Below are 16167 nucleotides of genomic sequence, written 5' to 3' on the forward strand. Positions count from 1 at the left end.
AGGCCGACGCGTCATGGGAGATAAACTGTTCGTCCAATAGAGGGTATATGAATGCACGTCTGCGGGTAATCCGATAGGATTGAGTATTGCCTGCAACGGCTCGCCCGGTGGGGCCGCGATCATCAAACCGACTTTTATCTGCTATCTGCGCGATCAGTGCGACATTTCTGGTCGTGCTGTGGAGATGCGCATCGGTTGGTGACGACTGCACCGGCTCTTCATCGTAGCGCGCTGTCGCTAAATCCGCCGCCGTCCGTCAGCAGAACCGAAATGATCGGCACTGGCGAACCTGACGCAGTAGCGGAGCACTCGGAGGGGACGGTGCCGATCTGTAGCTGCGCTACCGCGGCCATCTGAAAGATCAGCCGGTGGACGCGGTTGACCTCGTTGGTCGACTGCCGCCGGATCGACCATGGACTCAAGGTCATGCACATTGTCGCATTTGCGACATCCGTTGAGGCGGCGACAAGTGCTTTGGAAAATAACCGAGACAAATCAAGCCCAGGCTCTTTGGCATAAGACTTGAACGCAAGAAGCGGTCCCTCACTTTTGCTATGGAATCGCAGTGATGCCCTACAAGATAATCGCGTCCCAGTGCACTGTCTGCGGCGCGTGTGAGTTCGAATGTCCCAACGCCGCGATCACCCTGAAGAACGACATATACGTGATCAATCCGGCCCAGTGCACCCAATGTGAGGGGCATTTTGAGGCGCCGCAATGCGCTGTCGTTTGCCCAGTGCCCGACACCTGCGTGCCGGCATAAGAGACTAGCCGATGAGTGGGGCTCCGGCACACATGATGAAGGCACCAGCGAAGGCGGTGTCTATTTGGATCGGTCACTTGGTTTTCTCACTCGCTGGTCCCCCGTTGGCTGTGACTTGCGCGATCGGCTCGGAGGGGACGCAGGCGGACCGTCGTCGGCCGGAGTTGTTCGTGCGCGAGCGGAGGGGGCAATGGTAGCTGTACAAGAGACGGTCGAGCGCGTCCGGCGCATCGACGTCGACCAGTATCGATATGGGTTTGAGACGCTGATCGAGTCCGACAAGGCCCCGAAGGGGCTGTCGGAAGACACCGTCCGCTTCATCTCCGCAAAGAAGAATGAACCGGCCTGGATGCTGGAATGGCGCCTGGAGGCGTATCGCCGCTGGCTGACCATGACCGAGCCGACCTGGGCGCGCGTCGACTATCCGAAGATCGACTACCAGGACATCTACTACTACGCGGCGCCGAAGCCGAAGAAGACGCTGTCCTCGATCGACGAGATCGATCCGGAAATCCTCAAGACCTACGAGAAGCTCGGTATCTCCTTGCGCGAGGTCGCGATCCTCGAGGGCGTCGAGCCGCCGCCCGGTGGCGAGCAGACGCCGAACCGCAAGATCGCGGTCGACGCCGTGTTCGATTCGGTTTCTGTTGCGACCACCTTCCAGAAGGAGCTGAAGGCGGCTGGCGTGATCTTCATGCCGATCTCGGAGGCGATCCGCGAACATCCCGAGCTGGTGCAGAAATATCTCGGCGCCGTGGTGCCGACCTCGGACAATTACTTCGCGACATTGAATTCGGCTGTGTTCTCCGACGGCTCGTTCGTCTACGTGCCGCCGGGCGTGCGCTGCCCGATGGAGCTGTCGACCTATTTCCGCATCAACGAGCGCAACACCGGCCAGTTCGAGCGCACGCTGATCATCGCCGACAAGGGCTCCTACGTCTCCTATCTCGAGGGCTGCACCGCGCCGCAGCGCGACGAGAACCAGCTGCACGCCGCCGTGGTCGAGCTCGTCACGCTCGACGATGCCGAGATCAAATATTCGACGGTGCAGAACTGGTACCCGGGCAATTCGGAAGGCAAGGGCGGCATCTACAATTTCGTCACCAAGCGTGGCGACTGCCGTGGTCGCAATTCGAAGATCTCCTGGACCCAGGTCGAGACCGGTTCGGCGATAACCTGGAAATATCCGAGCTGCATCCTGCGCGGCGACAATTCGAGCGGCGAGTTCTACTCGATCGCGATCTCGAACGGCTTCCAGCAGGTCGACAGCGGCACCAAGATGATCCACCTCGGCAAGAACACGTCGAGCCGGATCATCTCCAAGGGCATCGCCGCCGGCAAGTCGCAGAACACCTATCGCGGCCTGGTCAGTGCGCACCGCAAGGCCACCGGCGCGCGCAACTACACCGCCTGCGACTCGCTTCTGATCGGCGACAAATGCGGCGCGCACACCGTGCCCTATGTCGAGGCCAAGAATTCCTCGGCGACGTTCGAGCATGAAGCGACGACGTCGAAGATTTCCGAGGACGTGCTGTTCTACTGCATCCAGCGCGGGCTCTCGCAGGAGGAAGCCGTCGGCCTCGTGGTCAACGGTTTCGCGAAAGACGTGCTGCAAAAACTGCCGATGGAATTTGCGGTGGAGGCGCAGAAGTTGATCTCGATCTCGCTCGAGGGATCCGTCGGATAATTAATCGTTCCGCGAGCCCTCCTGATCGCGGCGCGCGTTCCGGATCACGCATTTCAGGATCAGATCACAATGGCGCTACTTGAAGTCCGAGATTTGCATGCCGGTATCGAGGGCTGCGAAATTCTTCGCGGCCTCGATCTTACGGTCAATGCGGGTGAAGTGCATGCTATCATGGGGCCGAACGGCTCCGGAAAGTCTACGCTTAGCCACGTTATCTCCGGCAAACCCGGCTATCAGGTGATCGCTGGCCAAATCCTATTCAAGGATGACGACCTGCTCGCGATGGAAGCAGACGAGCGCGCTGCCAAGGGCGTATTTCTTGCCTTCCAGTATCCGGTGGAAATCCCTGGCGTAACCACCATGAACTTCCTGCGCGCGGCGCTAAACGCCCAGCGCAAGGCGCGCGCACAAAAGGAATTCTCCACTCCTGATTTTACGAAACGAGTCCGCGAGGTCGCTAAGTCGCTCAACATCCCGCAAGGCATGCTCAAGCGCGGCCTCAATGCCGGATTTTCCGGCGGTGAGAAGAAGCGCAACGAGATTTTGCAGATGGCGCTGTTCGACCCGAGCCTGTGCATCCTGGACGAGATCGATTCCGGTCTCGACATCGATGCACTGCGGATTGTCGCGGGCGGCATCAACGCGTTGCGTTCGCCGCAACGAGCGATGATCGTGATCACCCACTATCGGCGGCTTCTCGACTACATCGTGCCGGACGTTGTCCACGTGATGTCGAAAGGGCGAGTAAGAAAGAGCGGCGGCAAGGAACTCGCACTGGAGCTTGAGGCTTCTGGCTACGCCCAATTCGAGGACGTGGCGTGACGGCTCAAAGGGTTTCCAGATGAATCAGGTTGTAGTCAAAGCCGCCGCTGGGCGCACAATGGACAATGTCTTCGCCGCGGCGCATGGACGGCTGCCTGGCTCCGGGCCCGTCGCTCATATCCGTGCAAGGGCATTTGAGACCTACCAGCGCGCCGGCCTCCCGCATCGGCGCATTGAGGCTTGGAAATACACCGATCTGCGCGGCCTGATTGGCGAGGTCCAGCCACTCGCTCCGCAACCGAATGCGGCTGCACTCGTGCACGCAAGGACGTCAGTTAAGCGAGCGGCAGTCGAGCAGGCGGTCAAGCTCGTCTTGGTAGATGGCATATTCGCCCCCGAACTATCCGACGTAGGTAGGCTGGAAAATGGGGTCGATGTGCGGTCGCTCCGAGAGGTCCTGGAGAATTCCGCCGACAGCGCGATGGCCGGGCTGATACTCTCGACGACGACTGATGCGATGATCTCGCTCAACGCGGCAATGGCGACCGATGGCTTGGTGATTACCATCGCTGAGGGCAAAGCGGTAAAGCGTCCGATACAGATCGTTCACGTCGCGACCGGATCGTGGGCGTCCAACTTCACGCGTTCCTATCTGCATCTCGGCCAAGGCGCAGAAGCGGTCGTGCTGGAAAGCTTCGTCTCGAACGAAGGCGCGAGCGGCTATCAGACTAACGATGCGACAATCGCCCTGATTAGTGAGGAGGCGCGCTTTTCGCATATCCGACTGGCAGCCGATGCTGCTGACGCGGTGAATATCTCGTCGGGGATCATCGCGGTCGGCGCCAGGGCGAGGCTTGATCTCTTCGGCATGATCTGCGGCGGCTCGGTCAGTCGCTATCAGGGATTCATCACGCTAGCCGGCGAGGGATCCAAGCTCTCGGCGAACGGGGTCAATCTCATCAGGCACAAGCAGCACGTCGACACAACAATCGTCGTCGAGCACGCTGTGCCCCACTGCGCCAGCCGGGAGAAGTTCCGTGCGGTTATAGATGATTGCGGCCATTCGGTGTTCCAAGGCCGGATTGTCGTGCGCCCTGCCGCGCAGAAGACGGACGCCACGCTGACGATGCGAGCGCTGCTTCTGTCTGACGAGGCCGGCGCCGACAACAAGCCCGAACTTGAAATCTTGGCCGACGACGTGACTTGCGGCCACGGATCGACATCAGGCGCGCTGGATGACACTCTCGTATTTTATCTGCGCGCTCGCGGTCTATCCGAGAAGGAGGCGCAGGCGTTGCTGATCAGAGCATTCCTGGGTGAGGTGATTGAGGAAATCGGTACCGAGGATCTGCGCGATTTTGTGACCGCGCAAGCTGAACACTGGTTGCAGGCGCGGTGATGAGCGTGCATCCCGCGATGAACAATGGCCGGTACGAGGTTGACCGTCTGCGTACGGACTTTCCTGCGCTGAGCATGACAGTTTATGGAAGACCGCTGGTCTATCTCGACAATGCCGCCTCGGCGCAGAAGCCTAAGGCGGTACTTGACCGTATGATGCAGGCGTACTCCAGCGAATATGCCAACGTGCATCGCGGTTTGCACTACCTCGCTAACGCGGCGACCGAGGCGTATGAAGGTGCCCGTGCCAAGCTGGCGCGATTTGTAAACGCCCGTCTAAACGAAGAGATCATCTTCACCCGCAGCGCTACCGAAGCAATCAATCTGGTCGCCCAGACCTTCGGCCGTGAACGCGTCACTCCAGGGGATGAGATCATTCTCTCGATGATGGAACACCATTCCAACATCGTGCCGTGGCACTTTCTCAGGGAACGGAACGGTGCAGTGATCAAATGGGCGCCAGTCGATGATGACGGCAACTTCCTGCTCGATGCATTCGAGCAGCTCCTGACGCGACGCACCAAGATGGTTGCCATCACGCAGATGTCGAACGTTCTCGGGACCGTTGTGCCGGTGAAGGATGTGGTGAGTATCGCCCACGCGCGTGGTATCCCGGTGCTGATCGATGGTTCGCAAGGGGGCGTCCATCTGAACGCCGACGTCTGCGATATCGATTGCGATTTTTATGTGATGACGGGCCACAAACTCTATGGTCCGACGGGTATCGGAGTGCTTTACGGCAAATCTGAGCATCTGGCGTTGATGCCACCCTTCAATGGGGGCGGCGAGATGATCCGTGAGGTGTCACGTGCCGGCGTCATCTATGGTGATCCGCCGCACCGGTTCGAGGCGGGTACGCCACCGATCGTTGAGGCGGTCGGTTTCGGAGCGGCTGTGGATTACATCAATTCCATAGGCAAGGAGCAGATCCGCGAGCACGAGAGTGCGTTGCTTGCCTACGCACAGCAGCAGCTGGGGGACATCAACTCCCTGCGCATGATCGGGACACCGGCCGATAAGGGACCAATTATCTCCTTTGATATGAAGGGGGCGCATGCGCATGATATTGCCACCGTTGTCGACCGCGCAGGTGTAGCGGTGCGGGCGGGGGCCCATTGCGCGATGCCGCTGCTCAAGCGCTTCGGCGTTCTGGCGACATGCCGTGCGTCCTTCGGCCTCTATAACACATACGAAGAGATTGATACGCTCGTGGGCGCGCTGATCAAGGCGCGGCAGCTATTATCGTGAACCGGCGAGCGTGCCACGTCTAGGCGACCAGGCAGCTTGCGTCGATCATCGGGAGCGATGACGTCATGCACAAGGACGTCATCGTCATTGCTGAGCGTAAAGCTTCTGTAGTCTCTGCAGACATGGATAGTATTGGCAAGCCGGAGCCGCTCAGCCTGCCTGTTTTCCGTGTTAGCGGCTGTCCCGGCGAGCGTGATCGCTAGGTACTGCAGTCGGCAGCACTTCGTGCCTTCCAGAGTTGTGCGACGCAATTTCGCGCATAACCGGCACTTGTTCCATTTCGAACAGGCCTAACGAAGAAGTCTCCGTGCAAAGTGCGATGTCGCGTTCGCAACAACAATCAGCCCCACGGGGCGAAGTGCGCTAACCGCTTTTATTTACTCCAGTTTTTGCGCACGCGACGGGCTGGCATGCTCGTTGCAAAAGTCTTGGACAGCAAGCCGCTCTCCAACAGCTAACCCTTGAAGGACATAAGCATGAGTCTCGCTACGACCCAGAGCATTGCAGAAATCAAGGCTCGCAACAAAGAGCTGATCGAGGAGGTGCTGAAAGTCTATCCGGAGAAGACCGCGAAACGGCGCGCCAAGCACCTCAACGTTCACCAGGCCGGCAAGTCCGACTGCGGGGTCAAGTCCAACATCAAATCAATACCCGGTGTGATGACGATCAGAGGTTGTGCCTATGCAGGATCCAAGGGGGTGGTCTGGGGACCGATCAAAGATATGGTCCATATCAGCCATGGCCCGGTTGGCTGCGGCCAGTATTCGTGGGGCTCGCGTCGTAACTATTACGTTGGCACAACGGGCGTCGATAGTTTCGTGACCCTGCAATTCACCTCCGACTTCCAGGAAAAGGACATCGTATTTGGTGGCGACAAGAAACTGATCAAAATCCTTGACGAAATCCAAGAGCTGTTTCCGCTCAACAACGGCATCACAATCCAATCGGAATGCCCAATCGGACTGATCGGGGACGACATCGAGGCCGTATCTAGAGCAAAATCCAAGGAATACGGCGGCAAGACCATCGTGCCCGTCCGCTGTGAGGGCTTTCGCGGCGTGTCGCAATCGCTTGGCCACCACATTGCCAACGACGCGGTGCGCGATTGGATTTTCGACAAGCTCGAGACCGACGACAAACCAAAGTTCGAATCGACACCGTACGATGTTGCGATCATCGGAGACTACAATATCGGCGGCGACGCCTGGTCGTCGCGAATTCTGCTGGAGGAAATGGGCCTGAGGGTGATTGCGCAGTGGTCCGGCGATGGTTCACTCGCTGAGCTCGAAGCGACGCCGAAGGCAAAGCTCAATATTCTGCATTGCTACCGTTCCATGAACTACATCTCCCGCCACATGGAAGAGAAATTCGGTATTCCCTGGTGCGAGTATAACTTCTTCGGACCGTCAAAGATCGCAGAATCGCTGCGCAAGATTGCGGGCTATTTCGACGACAGGATCAAGGAAGGCGCCGAGCGGGTGATTGAAAAATACCTACCGCTGGTGAACGCTGTGATCGCGAAATATCGCCCCCGCCTAGAGGGCAAGACGGTGATGCTGTACGTCGGCGGGCTTCGTCCGCGTCATGTGATTGGCGCGTACGAGGATCTCGGCATGGAAGTCGTGGGCACCGGATACGAGTTCGGCCACAACGACGACTATCAGCGCACCGCCCAACATTACGTCAAGGACAGCACGCTCATCTACGACGACGTCAATGGCTATGAGTTCGAGCGCTTCGTCGAAAAGCTCCAGCCCGATCTGGTTGGATCGGGCATCAAGGAGAAATACGTTTTCCAAAAGATGGGTGTCCCGTTCCGGCAGATGCATTCCTGGGACTATTCTGGCCCATACCACGGCTATGACGGCTTTGCGATCTTCGCGCGGGACATGGACATGGCGGTCAACTCGCCGATCTGGAAGAAGATGAAGGCTCCCTGGAAGGGAGCTGCGAAGCCGAAGCTCTTGGCTGCAGAATAAAAAGCACTTGGTTCCAGAGTAGAGCAACCGATCCCGCTCTCTGGGGAGAGTTGGGGCGACATCAATTTCGATAGTAAAGGATCTTAACAATGGCGCAGAGTGCAGAACATGTGCTCGATCATGTCGAACTGTTCCGTGGTCCAGAATACCAAAAAATGCTGGCCGACAAGAAGATGTTCGAAAATCCCCGCGATCCTGCCGAGGTCGAACGTATCAAGGAATGGACCAAGACGGCTGAATACCGCGAGAAGAATTTTGCGCGGGAGGCGCTCACGGTAAATCCGGCCAAGGCCTGCCAGCCGCTTGGGGCCGTATTCGTCTCGGTTGGTTTTGAGGGTACGCTGCCTTTCGTCCACGGCTCGCAAGGCTGCGTAGCCTACTACCGCAGCCATCTGTCGCGGCACTTCAAGGAGCCGAGCTCCTGCGTGTCTTCATCTATGACGGAAGACGCCGCTGTATTCGGCGGGCTGAACAACATGATCGACGGGCTCGCCAACAGCTACAACATGTACAAGCCCAAGATGATTGCGGTCTCGACGACATGCATGGCTGAGGTGATCGGCGATGACCTCAACGCCTTCATCAAGACATCGAAGGAAAAGGGCTCGGTTCCGGCAGAGTTCGACGTGCCGTTCGCTCACACGCCGGCGTTCGTCGGCAGCCACGTCACTGGCTATGACAATGCGCTCAAGGGCATCCTGGAGCATTTTTGGGACGGAAAGGCAGGAACAGCGCCGAAGCTGGAGCGCGAGCCAAACGAGGCAATCAACATCATCGGCGGTTTCGATGGCAATACCGTTGGAAACCTTCGCGAGATCAAGCGAATCTTGGCATTGATGGACATTAAGCACACGATTCTCGCCGATAACTCTGAAGTTTTCGATACCCCGACCGACGGCGAGTTCCGAATGTACGACGGCGGTACCACGTTGGAAGATGCGGCTAACGCGGTTCACGCCAAGGCGACAATCTCCATGCAGCAATGGTGTACGGAAAAAACGCTGCCGTTCGTATCCCAGCATGGCCAGGACGTTGTGTCTTTCAATTACCCGGTCGGCGTATCCGCAACCGATGATTTTCTCGTGGCGTTATCGCGCATCAGTGGCAAGGAGGTCCCGGAGGAACTTGCGCGAGAGCGTGGTCGCTTGGTTGATGCCATCGCGGACTCCAGCGCGCATATCCATGGCAAGAAGTTCGCCATCTACGGCGACCCGGATCTCTGCTATGGGTTGGCTGCCTTTCTGCTCGAACTCGGTGCCGAACCGACTCATGTGCTGTCCACCAACGGCAACAAGGCGTGGCAGGAAAAAATGGAAGTGCTGTTTGCAAGCTCGCCATTTGGGCAGGCTTGCCAAGCCTATCCGGGGCGGGACCTCTGGCACATGCGTTCGCTCTTGTTTACCGATCCGGTTGACTTTCTGATTGGCAATACCCACGGCAAGTATCTGGAGCGCGACACGGGAACGCCATTGATTCGCATCGGATTCCCGATTTTCGATCGACATCACCATCACCGCTCCCCTGTATGGGGCTATCAGGGCGGCTTGAATGTGCTGGTGAAGATTCTCGACAAGATCTTCGACGAAATCGACAAGAAAACAAATGTTCTAGGCAAAACCGACTACAGCTTCGACATCATTCGTTGATGGCAGACAATGCGCTGCGACATCGCCGAGGACTTCGGCGATGTCGCAAGAGACATGTGGTTGGCCATGATGGTTGGCCTTGCATTTGATTTCGATCGAAAGGAAAAAAGAATGAGCTCGCTAGCGGCCAGGGTCCAGCGTATTTTCAACGAACCGGGCTGCGCCAAGAATGGTAGTAAGTCGGAGACTGAGCGCAAAAAGGGCTGCACCAAACAGCTGCAGCCTGGCAGCGCTGCGGGCGGCTGTGCGTTCGACGGCGCAAAAATTGCGCTGCAGCCCTTTACCGACGTCGCTCACCTCGTACATGGTCCGATCGCGTGCGAAGGCAATTCGTGGGACAATCGCGGCGCGGCGTCTTCCGGCTCTAGTCTGTGGCGCACCGCATTCACGACCGATATGAGCGAAACCGATATCGTATTTGGAGGCGAGAAGCGGCTCTGCAAAGCGATCAAGGAGATCATCGACAAGCACGACCCGCCCGCTGTCTTCGTCTATCAGACTTGCATCCCAGCCATGATCGGCGACGATATCGACGCGGTCTGTAAGGCGGCGTCTCAAAGGTTCGGCAAGCCGGTGATCCCGATCAATTCCCCGGGGTTCGTTGGTTCGAAGAACCTCGGTAACAAACTCGCCGGCGAGGCCTTACTCGACTATGTGATCGGAACGCAAGAGCCGGACTACACCACACCGTACGATGTCAACCTCATCGGAGAATACAATCTCTCCGGAGAGCTCTGGCAAGTGAAGCCTCTGTTGGATGAGCTTGGAGTCCGGATTCTCTCCTGCATCTCGGGTGATGCCAAATATCGCGAAGTCGCTTCATCCCATCGGGCACGGGCGGCGATGTTGGTGTGCTCGAAAGCCATGCTCAACGTCGCACGCAAAATGGAGGAACGCTACGGCATTCCGTTCTTCGAAGGATCGTTCTACGGCATCCAGGATTCAAGCGAATCGCTGCGCCAGATTGCCCGCTTGTTGGTTGAGCGCGGCGCGCCGAAGGATTTGCTTGGACGCACCGAAGCTGTGATCGCCCGCGAGGAAGCGAGAGCATGGGCCGCGATCGGACCGTACAAGCCACGATTCAAGGGCAAGAAGGCTTTGTTGATCACCGGCGGCGTCAAGTCCTGGTCGGTTGTTGCGGCACTCCAGCAGGCCGGTCTCGAACTGGTCGGAACCAGCGTGAAGAAATCGACGAGGGAGGACAAGAAACGCATCAAGCAGCTGATGGGGCAGGATACCCACATGATCGAGGATATGACGCCGCGCGAAATGTACAAGATGTTGAAGGAGGCCAAGGCGGACATCATGCTTTCGGGCGGCAAATCGCAGTTCGTTGCGTTGAAGGCGGCGATGCCTTGGCTCGATATCAACCAGGAGCGGTGCCACGCCTATATGGGCTATGTCGGAATGGTCAAGCTGGTGGAGGAGATCGATAAGTCGCTCTTCAACCCGATGTGGGAGCAGCTACGTCGACCAGCGCCATGGCAGGCCTTGGCCAAGGCGATGGTGCAGATGCAGCCGCCGGTGGCCGTGGTCGCCGGCGATCCGGCAGTCACGGAGGGGGCGCGGCGCGCGAGGAAGATCTGCTTCTGCAACACAGTCGATCTCGGCACAATTGAAGATGCGATCTACGCTCATGGCTTAAGCAGCGTCGATGCAGTCAGAGGCCACACCAATGCAGTCGGTGGTTGCTGCAAGCAACGCATCGAGGACGTTCTGTCGTCTTCGCCGCCTGCCGGGCTGCAAGCCGCCGAATAGGGACGTGTCATGGCCATTGCCACGGTGCCGACAAAAGCATGCGCGGTTAACCCGCTGAAGATGAGTCAGCCGATCGGCGCCGCTTTTGCCTTCATGGGGCTAAGTGGAGCGATGCCGCTTCTGCACGGCTCACAAGGTTGCACCTCCTTCGGGCTCACCCTCTTTGTGCGGCATTTCAAGGAAGCTGTACCACTGCAGACCACCGCGATGAGCGAGGTCGCGACCGTGCTGGGCGGCTACGAGAATCTCGAGCAGGCGATACTCAATATCTATAACCGGACCAAGCCAAAAATCATCGGAATCTGCTCGACGGGCGTCACCGAGACCAACGGCGACGATGTGGATGCCTACCTCAAGCTGATCCGCGACAAGCATCCGCAGCTCGCGAAATTACCGCTGGTCTATGTCTCCACGCCTGATTTCAAAGGTGCGTTCCAGGACGGCTGGGAGAAGGCTGTGGCGCGCATTGTGGATTTGCTGGTGGAAAGGCCAAACGTCAGCGGCCTGCGCGATCCATCGAGGGTGAATGTTCTTCCAGGATGTCACCTCACGCCCGGTGACCTTGATGAACTCCGCACGATCCTGGAGGATTTTGGGTTGCGGCCGTCGTTCCTGCCTGATCTGGCGGGGTCGCTCGATGGGCATATTCCCGACGAGTTTACGGCAACGACCATCGGCGGCATAGGCGTCGACGAAATCGCGAGCATGGGGCGTGCCGGATGGACCATCGCGGTCGGCGGGCAAATGCGGCGAGCAGCGGAGGTCATGCAGGCCAAAACTGGCGTGCCCATTCGCTTGTTCGAACGGCTGTGCGGTCTCGATCCGAACGACGACTTGATGACTTTCTTGAGCGAGATCAGCGGTCGCCCCGTCCCGTCGAAGTATCGGCGCCAGCGTGGCCAGCTGGCCGATGCAATGCTGGATACGCACTTCCATATCGGCGGTCGCAAACTTGCGATCGCGGCGGAGCCCGACCTGCTGTTCGACCTGTCCAGTATGCTGCACGACATGGGTGCGGAGGTGGCCGTGGCGGTGACGACTACGCAGTCGGCCGTGATCGAGCGGATCAAGACCGAAGAGGTGCTGATTGGCGATCTCGAGGATCTGGAAGAGCTTGCCAAAACCAGGCGTTGCGACCTGTTGATCACGCATTCGCATGGTAGGCAAGCGGCGGCTCGGCTGAAAATTCCGTTCTATCGAGCCGGCTTTCCGATGTTCGATCGGCTTGGCGCAGGACACCAATTATCCATCGGGTATCGTGGTACGCGCGATCTGATCTTCGACATCGCCAATCTCCTGATCGCGGACCGCGAGGAGAATCATCAGCCCACGCCCGATAGCTGGCGGGGTCGGGCCGCACTGCCAGCGGCGGCCGCCAACCGCAGCTCCGAGGGAGCGACTGAGAGGTCGATTGCATGAAGGTCGCGTTCGCCACACAAGACCTAAGACAGGTCGATGCCCATTTTGGTTGGGCAAAGAATATCGCTATCTACGATGTCGCGCCAAGCGGACACGTGTTTCTCAAGGCGGTTGAGTTTGAGGGAGATCTCAAGGAAGACGGCAACGACGATAAGTTGGCGCCGAAGATCGAAGCGATCAAGGATTGCGCAATCCTGTACGTTGCCGCAATCGGCGGTGCCGGCGCCGCGCGGGTGGTCGCCAACAATATCCATCCCATCAAAGTGAACAAGCCAGAGAACATCCTTGTGCTGCTCGAAAAGCTCGAGCACGTCCTGAAGGGCACGCCGCCGCCTTGGCTCCGCAAGGCCTTGGCGAAGGACCAACGCCGCACATTCGAGTTCGACGAATGAGGTGAGATGACCGAGGCCGTAGAAATGGAGCAGCCGCGTGGCGACCTTGATGCGCCGTTCCTCAAGGAACTCGTCAGGATATGGCGCGCTCAGGATGCCAATGGAGCGTGGGAAGCAAAGAGCGATTTCGACCTGCTCGAACCCTATATCTTGGACAAGGAGAAGCGGCGTGCGCTGCCGATCGTCGGCGATCCTGATCCCGATACGCTGTGGCGGCTGGAGCTGTTCTTCAATGCGGTTGCACTCTCGATTGAGAAGGCCACCGGCGTGATGATCCAGCCGATTCTGAAGATGCATCATGAAGGCTTTGGCCGCATGGTGCTGATCGGAGGTCGGCTGGTCGCGGTGAACAAACAGCTGCGCGATGTGCATCGCTTTGGTTTCGATAATCTCGCAATGCTCGCACAGGAGGGAGACAAATATGGCAGGAGCGGGATCGACTTGATCCGTAAATTTCCGGACGTGGCGAACTATTGAGGGCACTCATGAGCGATCGTGAAACACTGAAGGCAGAACTAAAGAAACTGTCGGCCAAAGCGTTACAAGCCAAAATGGATCTGCACGATCTTTCGGAAGAACTTCCCATCAACTGGACGTCGATCAAGGCGGTGGCAGAGAAGGCGCACGATGCCTATGCCGAACTCGAACGCAAGAGATTGGATTTGAAGGCGCTGGAAAATACCTAGAGGGCTTCGACTCATGTCATTTGCAACGCGCGATGGCCGCGACTGGACGCCAGACTATCTGGTCTCGATCGATGGCAAAAAGTGCATCGGCTGTGGCCGCTGTTTCAAAGTGTGCGGTCGGGACGTCATGACGTTGAAAGGAATCAACGAGGAGGGCGAACTTGTCGATCTCGACGATGACAATGACGATGAGATCGAAAAAAAAGTCATGGTTCTGAGTGATCAGGGCACCTGCATCGGCTGCGGCGCCTGCAGTAGGGTTTGTCCGGCCAACTGCCAAACCCACGTTCCGGCCGAAGCTGAAGCTGTCTGACCCGCCGCCGTATCCCTCCCCCGCAGGGCGTTGCGGTCAAAAATACAGCCATCGTTGAACTTCCTGAGCAGTGACCGCAACAAAGATCGGACCGGAACGTGGCTGTAACGCGAACCGTTTTAGGTCGTAACGAATTGCGAAATGCTATTTCCGATGCAGCGGCACGCTTGTTCGGTTGGGGATCAGGAGGAGTGTACGTTTGGTCATGGTATGACCGTGGACAGATCCCCTTCCCTGATCGTCCCCGACCGAGTCTTGCGCTTTATTTGGTCTCTAGCTTTAGTCCCTAGCTCCGAACCGACGTGATCACGGCCAAAGCCTCGGCCGTTGGTGGCTGACAATATCCCTTGCTAGGAACGGTGCTAGCGGTCGGATCAGACCTGCAGGACGCAGAGAGCCAGCTCAGGCGCGACCAGTCTAGCGCAATAGGAGTGCAGTTCCTCAACAGGAGAAAACATATCGTCGAATCGCAATGCGCTGCTGATGGCTTAGCGTTCGCGTGAAAGTTTCGGACTGGCGCCTTGCCTGTGCGTCAGGTTGTGGTCAGCTGGTCTGGATATCCTCACCCGCAGAGCTTGCGCGGCACGAGCTCAACAACATGCAATTTTGCCGATAGGAGAGCGAAGCTGATGTATGGCAGAATCGTTGGTGCGTCCGATCAGTCGGCAAGCGGTAGCCAGGCCGAATGGGAAGAGGCGGGAGATAGCTCCCGCTTTTCGGAGGCGGTGGCGGGTATGGATCCGGGTGAGTCCTCATCAATGACGCGATACACTCTCACTTCCAGTCCTCCGATCATCGAGATTAACCGATCTTCCTTCATGGATGGAGTAAGAAGATATTTGGGTAGCGACATCATGCAAATCGCAAGTAACCCAGAAGAGTACTCGGATTTCGTATCCGAGAAAGCGGAGCGCGCGGCAACGGTTGCTGGAAGCTATGCCAGCACTTACGATGATCCGAACAAACAGGCAAAATTCTACAGCTATCAACTGGGTGACGAAAGTGTCGGGCTTCTAAGGGCAGGTGGCCCCGCCACGATCAAAGGAGAACGTTTTCTGCGGCAGTTTGGGCGTAGCGACGTCACGTCCGTGGTAGATCTCCGCGTTACTCATCCGCTGGTCGAGAATGCTGGGGATATTTTGCTGGAGCATCAGTTGCGAATGGACGGCAAATATCCGCTGGTCTTGTCACGTCCTGCCGTAGAAGGCATGGAACCACGTCTGGCGGAAATGGGTTTTGTCCACTTCGGCCGCAATTACTGGGTGCTTGATCCTCACGAGCATCCCGAGGTGTGGACGAAGAACGAGAACGATCAGTGGCAGCGAACGGACAAGCCTACAAAGTATCTTTCCAATTCTGATGGTAATGATGTCGGCAATTTCGAGACGGTATCCTCCGACGATGATCCTGCGTTCTATTTGGAGCGCGCCATGGAAAGAATGGGTCTGGCGCAAGACGATTCGGAATGACGAGACTGGCTCGAAGATGACTGGTCCTTCCTCATTGCTAGCGCAAAAGTCTTAACCTCCAGAAGGGAGCGCATGCTCGCTCGCGCTCCCTCTCGTCTGGATCTCGGGCTTGCGGTCCTTGCCGGAAGTAGCCTAGCGTTGTGCTTCGCCGAATCGGCAGGACCTAGATACCCCGGCCGGTGGACCGAAAGGCGCGGGCACCCGCGAGCTGCGATCGTAAGTTGTTGCAACATGCTTGGCGGTCGCAACCGTGAAGTGTGAGCCGGAACAACTCGAATACCACCGGCGACGGCTAAGTGTGGTTTCGCGGTTGCAATCCTGCCCCCAATCGCATCAGCGTGTCTTGGCATAAACACCAAAATCCAGACGCTTCACTCATTCAAAAGTATGCCAAGATCACTTGTCGTGGCATTCACGTGCGCAATCTGGCTTATTCGGTGCTGTCGGAAGGCATTGATGTTCTGCGAGCGACAGTGCGTTTGATGGGCCGGCAAGTAGTTCCAGAACGGTGGCGAAGGCTGTGCCGCGTAGTGATGTCGCAGCGCAAAGCCAAATGTTCGCGTGGATTGGCCTTGACCCGTAGAACCGTGTCAACAAGGATCTTGCACTGCATGGTTGATTGCACAGCGACAGTAAAAGACGTCTAA

Annotated in this window: 16 protein-coding genes; 15 read left to right on the forward strand and 1 reads right to left on the reverse strand. The window is 57.7% G+C overall.

Going from position 1 to position 16167, the window contains the following annotated elements; genetic code table 11:
• Positions 1–218: 218 nt before the first annotated feature.
• Positions 219–428 carry a hypothetical protein gene (locus ACVMB1_RS41230; RefSeq protein ID WP_456835776.1) on the reverse strand — a complete coding sequence of 70 codons (210 nt, stop codon included), beginning with the start codon at positions 426–428 and terminating at the stop codon, positions 219–221.
• 140 nt (positions 429–568) lie between these two features.
• Here ACVMB1_RS41230 and ACVMB1_RS41235 point away from each other — a divergent pair, with 140 nt between their 5' ends.
• From ACVMB1_RS41235 to ACVMB1_RS41305, 15 genes are all read left to right on the forward strand, one after another.
• Complete coding sequence (locus tag ACVMB1_RS41235) at positions 569–763, forward strand: 4Fe-4S binding protein (RefSeq protein ID WP_081334787.1); 195 nt, start codon at positions 569–571, stop codon at positions 761–763.
• A 190-nt stretch (positions 764–953) separates the two neighbouring features.
• On the forward strand, positions 954–2450 hold the full coding sequence (gene sufB / locus ACVMB1_RS41240; protein WP_069280662.1) for a Fe-S cluster assembly protein SufB: 1497 nt from the start codon (positions 954–956) through the stop codon (positions 2448–2450).
• A gap of 69 nt (positions 2451–2519) precedes the next feature.
• The gene (sufC, locus tag ACVMB1_RS41245; RefSeq protein ID WP_069277614.1) at positions 2520–3272 is read left to right on the forward strand and encodes a Fe-S cluster assembly ATPase SufC; all 753 of its coding nucleotides are present in this window, start codon (positions 2520–2522) and stop codon (positions 3270–3272) included.
• A gap of 19 nt (positions 3273–3291) precedes the next feature.
• The gene (gene sufD, locus ACVMB1_RS41250) at positions 3292–4611 is read left to right on the forward strand and encodes a Fe-S cluster assembly protein SufD (RefSeq protein ID WP_456849777.1); all 1320 of its coding nucleotides are present in this window, start codon (positions 3292–3294) and stop codon (positions 4609–4611) included.
• A complete protein-coding gene (locus ACVMB1_RS41255) occupies positions 4611–5858 on the forward strand; it encodes a cysteine desulfurase (protein ID WP_069277636.1) in 1248 nt (415 codons plus the stop codon). The genes sufD and ACVMB1_RS41255 overlap by 1 nt, the downstream gene beginning before the upstream one ends.
• Positions 5859–5923: 65 nt before the next feature.
• Positions 5924–6061, forward strand: coding sequence for a hypothetical protein (locus ACVMB1_RS41260; RefSeq protein ID WP_176731332.1), 138 nt, complete (start codon positions 5924–5926; stop codon positions 6059–6061).
• A 273-nt stretch (positions 6062–6334) separates the two neighbouring features.
• Positions 6335–7837 (forward strand): nitrogenase molybdenum-iron protein alpha chain, encoded by a 1503-nt coding sequence (gene nifD, locus ACVMB1_RS41265; RefSeq protein ID WP_069277616.1) that lies wholly within the window; start codon positions 6335–6337, stop codon positions 7835–7837.
• Between the two features lie 89 nt (positions 7838–7926).
• Positions 7927–9483: a nitrogenase molybdenum-iron protein subunit beta gene (gene nifK / locus ACVMB1_RS41270; RefSeq protein WP_456849779.1), complete on the forward strand. Its 1557-nt coding sequence runs from the start codon at positions 7927–7929 to the stop codon at positions 9481–9483.
• A 111-nt stretch (positions 9484–9594) separates the two neighbouring features.
• Positions 9595–11241: a nitrogenase iron-molybdenum cofactor biosynthesis protein NifE gene (gene nifE, locus ACVMB1_RS41275; RefSeq protein WP_456849950.1), complete on the forward strand. Its 1647-nt coding sequence runs from the start codon at positions 9595–9597 to the stop codon at positions 11239–11241.
• A 9-nt stretch (positions 11242–11250) separates the two neighbouring features.
• On the forward strand, positions 11251–12660 hold the full coding sequence (gene nifN, locus ACVMB1_RS41280; protein WP_069277618.1) for a nitrogenase iron-molybdenum cofactor biosynthesis protein NifN: 1410 nt from the start codon (positions 11251–11253) through the stop codon (positions 12658–12660).
• Positions 12657–13052 (forward strand): nitrogen fixation protein NifX, encoded by a 396-nt coding sequence (nifX, locus tag ACVMB1_RS41285; RefSeq protein ID WP_057018197.1) that lies wholly within the window; start codon positions 12657–12659, stop codon positions 13050–13052. Before nifN ends, nifX begins: the two co-directional genes overlap by 4 nt.
• Positions 13053–13058: 6 nt before the next feature.
• A complete protein-coding gene (locus tag ACVMB1_RS41290) occupies positions 13059–13529 on the forward strand; it encodes a NifX-associated nitrogen fixation protein (RefSeq protein WP_069277619.1) in 471 nt (156 codons plus the stop codon).
• An 8-nt stretch (positions 13530–13537) separates the two neighbouring features.
• On the forward strand, positions 13538–13738 hold the full coding sequence (locus ACVMB1_RS41295; RefSeq protein WP_069277620.1) for a CCE_0567 family metalloprotein: 201 nt from the start codon (positions 13538–13540) through the stop codon (positions 13736–13738).
• A gap of 13 nt (positions 13739–13751) precedes the next feature.
• On the forward strand, positions 13752–14051 hold the full coding sequence (fdxB, locus tag ACVMB1_RS41300; protein WP_069277621.1) for a ferredoxin III, nif-specific: 300 nt from the start codon (positions 13752–13754) through the stop codon (positions 14049–14051).
• Between the two features lie 629 nt (positions 14052–14680).
• Positions 14681–15520 carry a host specificity protein gene (locus ACVMB1_RS41305; RefSeq protein ID WP_253588063.1) on the forward strand — a complete coding sequence of 280 codons (840 nt, stop codon included), beginning with the start codon at positions 14681–14683 and terminating at the stop codon, positions 15518–15520.
• The last annotated feature ends 647 nt before the right edge of the window (positions 15521–16167 follow it).

This window comes from Bradyrhizobium sp. USDA 4504 (assembly GCF_054063995.1).

Bases quoted from the DNA above. Each gene is read 5' to 3' on its own strand.
- nifD (WP_069277616.1), top strand. From the start codon at position 6,335: ATGAGTCTCGCTACGACCCAGAGCATTGCAGAAATCAAGGCTCGCAAC.
- fdxB (WP_069277621.1), top strand. From the start codon at position 13,752: ATGTCATTTGCAACGCGCGATGGCCGCGACTGGACGCCAGACTATCTG.
- ACVMB1_RS41260 (WP_176731332.1), top strand. From the start codon at position 5,924: ATGCACAAGGACGTCATCGTCATTGCTGAGCGTAAAGCTTCTGTAGTC.
- ACVMB1_RS41230 (WP_456835776.1), bottom strand. From the start codon at position 428: ATGACCTTGAGTCCATGGTCGATCCGGCGGCAGTCGACCAACGAGGTC.
- sufD (WP_456849777.1), top strand. From the start codon at position 3,292: ATGAATCAGGTTGTAGTCAAAGCCGCCGCTGGGCGCACAATGGACAAT.
- ACVMB1_RS41255 (WP_069277636.1), top strand. From the start codon at position 4,611: ATGAGCGTGCATCCCGCGATGAACAATGGCCGGTACGAGGTTGACCGT.
- ACVMB1_RS41305 (WP_253588063.1), top strand. From the start codon at position 14,681: ATGTATGGCAGAATCGTTGGTGCGTCCGATCAGTCGGCAAGCGGTAGC.
- sufC (WP_069277614.1), top strand. From the start codon at position 2,520: ATGGCGCTACTTGAAGTCCGAGATTTGCATGCCGGTATCGAGGGCTGC.
- ACVMB1_RS41295 (WP_069277620.1), top strand. From the start codon at position 13,538: ATGAGCGATCGTGAAACACTGAAGGCAGAACTAAAGAAACTGTCGGCC.
- sufB (WP_069280662.1), top strand. From the start codon at position 954: ATGGTAGCTGTACAAGAGACGGTCGAGCGCGTCCGGCGCATCGACGTC.
- nifN (WP_069277618.1), top strand. From the start codon at position 11,251: ATGGCCATTGCCACGGTGCCGACAAAAGCATGCGCGGTTAACCCGCTG.
- ACVMB1_RS41290 (WP_069277619.1), top strand. From the start codon at position 13,059: ATGACCGAGGCCGTAGAAATGGAGCAGCCGCGTGGCGACCTTGATGCG.
- nifE (WP_456849950.1), top strand. From the start codon at position 9,595: ATGAGCTCGCTAGCGGCCAGGGTCCAGCGTATTTTCAACGAACCGGGC.
- nifX (WP_057018197.1), top strand. From the start codon at position 12,657: ATGAAGGTCGCGTTCGCCACACAAGACCTAAGACAGGTCGATGCCCAT.
- ACVMB1_RS41235 (WP_081334787.1), top strand. From the start codon at position 569: ATGCCCTACAAGATAATCGCGTCCCAGTGCACTGTCTGCGGCGCGTGT.
- nifK (WP_456849779.1), top strand. From the start codon at position 7,927: ATGGCGCAGAGTGCAGAACATGTGCTCGATCATGTCGAACTGTTCCGT.